Annotated in this window: 6 protein-coding genes and 1 pseudogene; 5 read left to right on the plus strand and 2 right to left on the minus strand. The window is 70.5% G+C overall.

What is annotated here, in order from left to right; all coding sequences use genetic code 11:
- Together HCJ94_RS27355 and HCJ94_RS27360 are read left to right on the plus strand one after the other, a co-directional pair.
- Nucleotides 1-648 (plus strand): choice-of-anchor M domain-containing protein, encoded by a 648-nt coding sequence (locus tag HCJ94_RS27355; RefSeq protein ID WP_168003901.1) that lies wholly within the window; start codon nucleotides 1-3, stop codon nucleotides 646-648.
- On the plus strand, nucleotides 645-1,298 hold the full coding sequence (locus HCJ94_RS27360; RefSeq protein ID WP_168003902.1) for a choice-of-anchor M domain-containing protein: 654 nt from the start codon (nucleotides 645-647) through the stop codon (nucleotides 1,296-1,298). The genes HCJ94_RS27355 and HCJ94_RS27360 overlap by 4 nt, the downstream gene beginning before the upstream one ends.
- 439 nt (nucleotides 1,299-1,737) lie before the next feature.
- On the opposite strand, the pseudogene HCJ94_RS30610 reads toward HCJ94_RS27360, so the two are convergent.
- Nucleotides 1,738-2,006, minus strand: a pseudogene (locus HCJ94_RS30610) (permease); the annotation flags it as partial.
- Nucleotides 2,007-2,419: 413 nt separating this feature from the next.
- On the opposite strand from HCJ94_RS30610, the gene HCJ94_RS27370 reads away from it, so the two are divergent.
- The 3 genes from HCJ94_RS27370 to HCJ94_RS27380 all read left to right on the plus strand — a co-directional run bounded on the left by HCJ94_RS27370 (nucleotide 2,420) and on the right by HCJ94_RS27380 (nucleotide 4,951).
- Complete coding sequence (locus tag HCJ94_RS27370; protein WP_168003903.1) at nucleotides 2,420-2,812, plus strand: SCO5389 family protein; 393 nt, start codon at nucleotides 2,420-2,422, stop codon at nucleotides 2,810-2,812.
- Nucleotides 2,802-4,112 carry an LLM class flavin-dependent oxidoreductase gene (locus HCJ94_RS27375; RefSeq protein ID WP_309227460.1) on the plus strand — a complete coding sequence of 437 codons (1,311 nt, stop codon included), beginning with the start codon at nucleotides 2,802-2,804 and terminating at the stop codon, nucleotides 4,110-4,112. Before HCJ94_RS27370 ends, HCJ94_RS27375 begins: the two co-directional genes overlap by 11 nt.
- A gap of 398 nt (nucleotides 4,113-4,510) precedes the next feature.
- A complete protein-coding gene (locus HCJ94_RS27380; RefSeq protein ID WP_168003904.1) occupies nucleotides 4,511-4,951 on the plus strand; it encodes a PIN-like domain-containing protein in 441 nt (146 codons plus the stop codon).
- Between the two features lie 275 nt (nucleotides 4,952-5,226).
- Here the strand turns inward: HCJ94_RS27380 and HCJ94_RS27385 are convergent, their stop codons facing one another.
- Complete coding sequence (locus HCJ94_RS27385; RefSeq protein WP_168003905.1) at nucleotides 5,227-6,582, minus strand: tyrosine-type recombinase/integrase; 1,356 nt, start codon at nucleotides 6,580-6,582, stop codon at nucleotides 5,227-5,229.
- Nucleotides 6,583-7,039: the final 457 nt, after the last annotated feature.

Here is a 7,039-nt window from a genome sequence, read left to right on the forward strand (position 1 = left end):
GTGCGCAAGCCCATCCGCCTGCTGCTCGCCTCCGGGGCGGTGACCGCGGCGCTGCTCGCGGCAGCGCCACCGGCGCAGGCCACCGTGGTGACGTTCAGCTCCGGGCACCTCGACCTCGTCGACATCGCCTACGAGGCCGGCGAACTGGAACTCGGCGTCCACGACGAGGACAACGACGTCGAGTACGCCACCGACGACGTCAAGATCCTCGTCAAGCGGCAGGCCAAGGTCACCGTCCCCAACGATCCCGCCTTCGGCTTCCTCGGCACCCCTGGCGTGTCAAAGGTGTGGATCCTGCCCGAGATCCAGAACACCGACCTGATCTGGCCCGGCATCGCCGCCGAGGAGATCGAGCCGGGTACCTTCACCGCCGACGCGCTCACCCTCACCGTGCAGTCGGTCAGCGGGCCCGGGCAGCTCGCCATCTACACCGAGAACGCGGTCGGGCAGCCCACCATCCTCGCCGACAGCGGCGACGGCCTGCCCGACACCATCGCCCTGACCGCCGGCGACCACCTGCACGCCAACTGGGCCTTCGACCGCGCCGGCACCTACTGCATCACCTTCCGCGCCACCGGCACCCTCGCCGCCACCGGGCAGCAGGTCACCAGCGAGGCGGCCACTCTGCGCGTCGTGGTCAAGGAGTGAGCACCATGCGTACCCGCAGCCGATTCCTCACCGGCCTCACCCTGACCGCCGTGCTGCTCGCCGGCACCGCCACCCCCGCCACGGCGGTGCCGATCGTGCTGTCCAGCGGCCACGTCGACGTCATCGACGTCGACTACGCCGGCGGCGCGCTGACCGTCAACCTGCTCGACGACACCGTCAGCCCCTCGGTGGAGCGCAACCCCGCCGACGTCGTCCTGCGCGTCCCCAACAACGCCAAGGTCACCGTCCCCAGCGGCAGCGCCTGGTCGTTCCTCGGCACCGGCGGCCAAGCCTGGGTGCTGCCCCAGGCCAGCACCGCCGGGCTGCTCTGGGGTGGCTGGAACACCGCCGAGGTGCCCAGCGGCGTGTTCCAGAACAACCGGGTCACCTTCAAGCTCACCAACGTCACCGGACCGGCCGGCTTCAGCGTCTACACCGTCTCCGGGGGCACCCCGACGGTGCTGTTCGACAGCGGCAACGGCCTGCCCGACAGTCTCAACGTCAACCGCAACATCCACGCCCACGTCAACTGGGGCTTCGACGCCGCCGGCACCTACGCCGTCACCTTCGAAGTCACCGCAGTGCTCGCCTCCAACGGCAGCACCATCAGCTCCGGCGCCAAGACCTGGACCTTCGAAGTCCTCCCCTGACCACCGCCACCCCGCAGTAGCCGCACACCGACGTCCGTCGAGGTAGGGGGTACCTGCAAGCGGCGGACCCGGCCGGCGCGAGCCCACCGCCCACCCGGGCCTCGCGCCGGCCGGCCCCTACCTGCGCCGGCAAGCACGACCGGCAAGAAGTCGCCGGCCCAGCTCGGCAGCGGACGAACTCGCTGCAGAGGCGGTGCGCCACTGTCTCGACGTGTCCGCCCGCTGGCCGGTCTGGCCGGCGGGCCTCGCCGCGCAGTCCAGGTGCATCGACAAGTGCGGCGGGGGCGATCGAAGCTCAGCCGCCCGGCCCTTCCTCCGGTGATGCCGCGGTCGGCCTCTTCTGCGCGGTCCGGCGGTGATATCTCACTCGTACGGCTGCCGAGGCGACGGCACGGGCTGCCAACCGTCAACATGGAGGTAGGGGAACGTCACCGCGACCCGCCGGCGTCACGCCTCGGCGCACGAGCGCCCCACCCATCGGTACGGCGCCGCACTCGCAACCGGAAGCAGCGCACCGGCGGCGCCAGCAACCGGCACCGCGAGAACGGAACGCTTCGGCAACGCCCGCGCCCAGAACGACTGCGGGACGCACGTAGCGATGGCTGCCGACAACACCACACCCGCCACCAGGAAGGGCACCGCCTGCACCAGCACCGAAACGAAGACAGTGGTCCACGTCGCCAGCAACGGAGCACCGAGACCGACAGCGAACGGCGACTGCCCGACCACCAAAGTACTAGCAGTGCCGTCACGACCACGACTACGGCGGTACCCACCCCGCTGGGTGCACCTCGGCGTCGCTGGCCGCGCCAGCGGCCGGCATGAACGGCCCGTGATGCCGCCCCGGCCGCGCCGCGCGCCCATCCGGCCGGCCATTGGGGACGTCCGTCTCGCCGCTGACCTGTCCGGCTGCACTCACGTGTGGCTCAACCCAGTGGCGGACCTCAGCGTTGCGGGCGGCACCGCGCCAAATTCAAGCGATAGATGGGCGGCGCATCACCGGCTAGCCCCGCCGGGCGTCGGAGACACGACCAGTGCCATTGACGTAACGGACGGTGCGTGGTGTGCTCGTGACGCGACGCTAACGACAACAGTGATCGTTATCGTGTATGAGGAGGAGCATGTCTCTCACGGTGCCACCGAGCCTGTTGCAAGCCGCCGAGTCAGGTCCCGTCGACGACGAGGCGTTCGTGGCCTGTGTCCGCGACTCACTGCCGTACGCCTGGCAGGTCGTCAGCCGGGTGGCGGCCGACCTGGAGTCGTCCGACGCCGACTTCGCCGACAACGTCGTCCCACCGCCGAGCGAGACCGAACGGGGCCAGCTCCTGCGGGCCCTGGCCAGCGACGCCATCCGGTCAAGCCTCGAGCGGCACTTCGGCGTGAAACTGGCCTTCCAGAACTGCCACCGCGTCGCGGCGTTCCGGCTCTCCGCCGTCGACTCCGACACGTACCGCCGCTTCGTCTCCGTCCGTGGCCAGCTGCTCAACCAGTCCCCCGAGCTGCGTGACTGCTGACCCGGTCACCGCCCGGCGAGCAGGCCAGGACGTGGACGTCCACCTGTTCCTGCTCGCCGGGCACCGCCCGGGCGCAACCCACGCCACGGCTCTCGCCGACGCCCACGAGTACGGCCGCGCCGCGGAGGCCGCCGGGTACGCCGGGGTCTGGATCGCCGAGCACCACTTCATCTCCTACGGCGTGTGTCCCTCGGCGATCACCTTCGCCGCGCACCTGCTCGGCGCCACCCGGACCATCGCGGTCGGCACCGCCGCCTGCATCCTGTCCAACCGCCACCCGGTCGCCCTCGGCGAGGAGGCGGTGTTGCTCGACGAGTTGTCCGGCGGCCGGTTCCGCCTCGGCGTCGGCCGGGGCGGCCCGTGGGCCGACCTGGAAGTGTTCGGCACCGGACTGGACCGCTTCCACGCCGGCTTCCAGGACGCGCTGGAGCTACTGGGTCGATGGCTGTCCGGCGCCCCGGTGGTGGCCGGCAACGACCGATTCCCCTTCCGGCCGGTGCCCGTGGTGCCGCGGCCCGCGCGGCGGATACCGGTCTGGGTCGCGGCGACCTCGCCGGCGACAGTGGACCTCGCCGCGCGGCACGGCATGCCGCTGCTGCTCGGCCTGCACGCCGACCTCGACGAGAAGGCCAGCCTCCTCGACCGCTACGCCCGGGTCGCCACCGCGCACGGCCACGACGTAAACCGCATCGGCCATGCCAGCGCGCACCTGGCGCACGTCGAGGACGACGACGAGCAGGCCGCCGACGCCGTACGCGCCGGACTCCCGGCGCTGCTAGCCGGCACCCGCGAGTACGTCCGTCTCGACGGCACTCCAGCGGGCCCTCCGGATCTGGCCACCTACGTGGAGCGGCTCGCCGCCATCCACCCCGTCGGCTCGCCCCACCGCTGCAACAACGCTCTGGACCAGGCCGCCACCCTGCCCGGCGTGCGGCACCTGCTGCTGATGGTCGAAGGCGCCGGCGGACGCGACCGTACGCTCGACACGATCCACCGCATCGCCCGGGACGTGCTCGGGCTTTCAACCGAAGAGTCTCGGAGTGTGCCGACGACGCCGACAGCGCAGGCGGCGGCTTCAACCGCAGGTGTCGCGAACGTGTGTAACGGCGCAGCAGAAGCCGGCGCCTACGGAAGGGATGCGGGTATGAGCGTCCGTGCGGCAGGGGCGGATACCCGACACCCCCCACGCCCCCCCAGAGGTGAATCCCGTCCCTGTCGCTGCACCTCATCAGCCGTGACCGCAAGCCCGCCTTTGCGCACAGGTCAGCTGTGCGACTGGCACGGGGCCTTCAGCCGATAGCCGTCAGCCGCGTCTTCCGACCAGTCGGTCGGTAGCGTGTCGGAGCGGGGCTGGCGAGAATCCAGCGGCGGCCCGGAAGGGGCTCGAATTCGTAAGGCCAGCGGGAGAGGTTGGCACCCCCGTCGGATTGATGTTCCAGTCGCCTCGGACGCCGGCAGCGAGCTGCCGGCTCGTGTCCTCGTCGGCTTGGACCAGGCGGGGCGGTCGCCGGCACCGTGTTCCCACCGGCAGACGGGAGCACGACCATCGCCCGCCGCCGTCGGATCGGCGAGCTGCACCGAGGTGCTCTGGGAGCAGGACGAGGCAGGGCTGGACGTCGAGGAGATCGCCGAGACATACCAGCTCGACGTGCCCGACGTGCGGTGGGCGCTGGCGTACGAGAACTCCCAGCGCGCGGCGTGAGCAGGGTCAAGCCTGCCGAGGTCCGGTTCTACATTGATGCCGACCTCCTCGGCCTCGCGCGGGTCCTCGCCGGACTCCGCTCCGACGTCACCCATCCCGGCGACCCCGGCACGGTCATTCATAAACGCCAACGTCCGCCGTGCCCGATCGCCTCGCCCGCGGTGAAGGACTCGGAGTGGATTCCGGAGGTCGCGAGCCGAGGATGGCTGATCATCACCCGTGACCGCCACATCCAGGAGCACCGCCTGGAGATCGCCGCCGTGCGAGAGCACCGGGCCAGGATGGTCGCCCTGACAGCCGCCGACGCGGGCAGCGTCTTCGGCCAGTTGGAGGTCGTGATGAGTCGCTGGCGCGATATCGAGCGCCGCCTCGCCGAGCCGCCGCCCTTCATCTACGCAGCCACCCGAACCACGATGCGGCAGATCCCGCTAGCCTGACGCCGTCGTGAGCTGATCATGTCGTGCTCCTGTGGTGCTCGCTACGGATCGCGAGCCAAGCGATTTGAATCTATTCGGCCGCAGTTCATGATCGACCGCCGAACCGGAGGAACGTCGGCCAACGCCCAATGCGTCCACAGGCGGCCCGCACCTGACCTTCGCCGGAGTTCCGCAGTTCGTAGGCACACGAGCGTGATCAGTCCCGTGTCGCTGCTGGTCACGGGCTCGCGGTCGGCTGTCGACCGGCTCGAGCGCCGGAAAGTGTAGTAACACGGCTAGGGATTCACATCTTGTACTGCCAGTAGAGATGTGGTTCCTTCGTAGTCATGGGTGGGCCGGTTCTTCCGTCCCTGGTTTGTGATCTTCTTGCCCCTGCGGCGGGCGGCGGCGAGGACCAGGGTGGCGGTGGCGTCGGCGCAGCGCCGCTGCGCCTGGGGTAGGACGCTGGTGTAGGTGTCGGCGGTGACCAGGATGCTGGAGTGCCCGAGCAGGTCCTGCAGGGTCTTGAGGTCGGCGCCGGCTTGGTGGGCGAGGGACGCGGCGCCGTGGCGCAGGTCGTGCAGTAGCACCGGCGGCAGTCCGGCGCGGTCGGTGAGTTTCCGGAACCGGGTGGTGGCGTAGTTCGGATTGATCGGCAGTCCGTCGGGGCGGGTGAACACGTACCCGGAGTCCGTCCAGGGTTTACCGGCGGCGCGCTGGCGGTCGCGTTGGTCGAGCTGGTGGCGGCGGTGGGCGCGCAGCACCGTGACGGTGTGTTTGTCGAGGGCGACGGGGCGGCGGCCGGCGGCGGTTTTGGGTTCGTCTTCGACGATCTGGTAGCCGGCGGTGGTGCGGTTGCGTTCGACGAACAGCACCCCGTGGTTGAGGTCTATGGCGGCCCAGCGCAGTCCGCACAGTTCGCCGCGGCGCAGGCCGCGCAGCGCGGCCAGCCACCACAGGGCGAACAGCGGATCGCCGGCCGCGCTGTCGAGGAAGCAGGTGAGCTGCTCGGCGGTCCGCACCGCGACGGCGGGGTGTTCGCCGGTGGCCTGCCAGTGTGCGACGCGGCCGTCGGTCCACACCTGGGCGTGCGGTTTGCGGTAGCCGACGATCTCGATGTGCCGGGCCGGGTTGGTGTCGAGAAGGCCTTCGCGGACGGCGAGGTTCAGCGCGGCGCGCAGATGCTGCATCGCCGACGGCGACTGCGGCTTGTCCTTGCTGTTCAGCGTGGCCGCGATCCTCTCGAAGACGGTGCGCAGGAGTTGCGCGTCCAGGTCGGCCAGCCGGTAGTGCCCGAGGTGCGGTACCAGGACCAGGTCGACGTCCCGGCTGTAGTTCAGCCGGGTGGTGGGCCGGATGTGGGTGCGCGACTCCAGCCAGTGCCGCAGCCACCGCTGCAGGGTCCAGCCATCCGCGGTGCGACGTGCCTCGCTGGCGGTGAGCCAGTTGTCGCGGGCTCGTCGGGCGGCGGCCTGCGAGGGAAAGCCGCCACGGCGGGCCCGCTCGGCGCGGCCCAGCAGGTCGGTGGCGTCGCAGTGGAAGTACCAGGTTCCGTGCCCGCGTTCGCCGAGGTGGGGGCAGGACTTTTCGCGTCGCTTGCCCGTCTGGTCGCGGCATCCGCACCGCTTGAAGATCGATCCTGTGCTTGGCATGGTGCTTGACCGCCTTGTCGCGAATTTCGATGTGACGCTTCCACAGGGCGCGTGCTGGTGTGGATGCGCCGACACCGTCCCGATCGAAATGCGCCTCGGTTCCTGACGCCGTTTCGTGGGTGAACGGCTCACCGCCGGTTTCCCGGCCGTCCCGAGGGCTGGCCGCTCATCGCTGATGAGGGCATGCAGGTGGTGATGGTTGGCTTCGGAAGCTAGGTCAGGGCCAGGCTGGAGCTGCGGAGGGGAACGACCGGGTGCGGTACGGCCAACGGCGCCGCTGGGAGAGTTGATTGATGGTGCCGCGTGCGCAGAAGGCCGCTCCGGGCGCCGAATGGGCGATGCCGGGGATCCGGCCGGCATGCGCCGGACGGGCGTCGGGGTTCGGGCGGCGGCCGGTCGAGCACCGTAGGCTTGGTCGATCATGGCTGATCGCCGTACGCGTAGTCTTCGTGTCGTG

Source organism: Micromonospora thermarum (genome assembly GCF_012034245.1).
Lineage (GTDB): Bacteria > Actinomycetota > Actinomycetes > Mycobacteriales > Micromonosporaceae > Micromonospora > Micromonospora thermarum.

What these genes read in the sequence shown, in the direction of transcription:
- HCJ94_RS27370 (WP_168003903.1), top strand. Translation starts at nt 2,420, where the DNA reads ATGTCTCTCACGGTGCCACCGAGCCTGTTGCAAGCCGCCGAGTCAGGT.
- HCJ94_RS27385 (WP_168003905.1), bottom strand. Translation starts at nt 6,582, where the DNA reads ATGCCAAGCACAGGATCGATCTTCAAGCGGTGCGGATGCCGCGACCAG.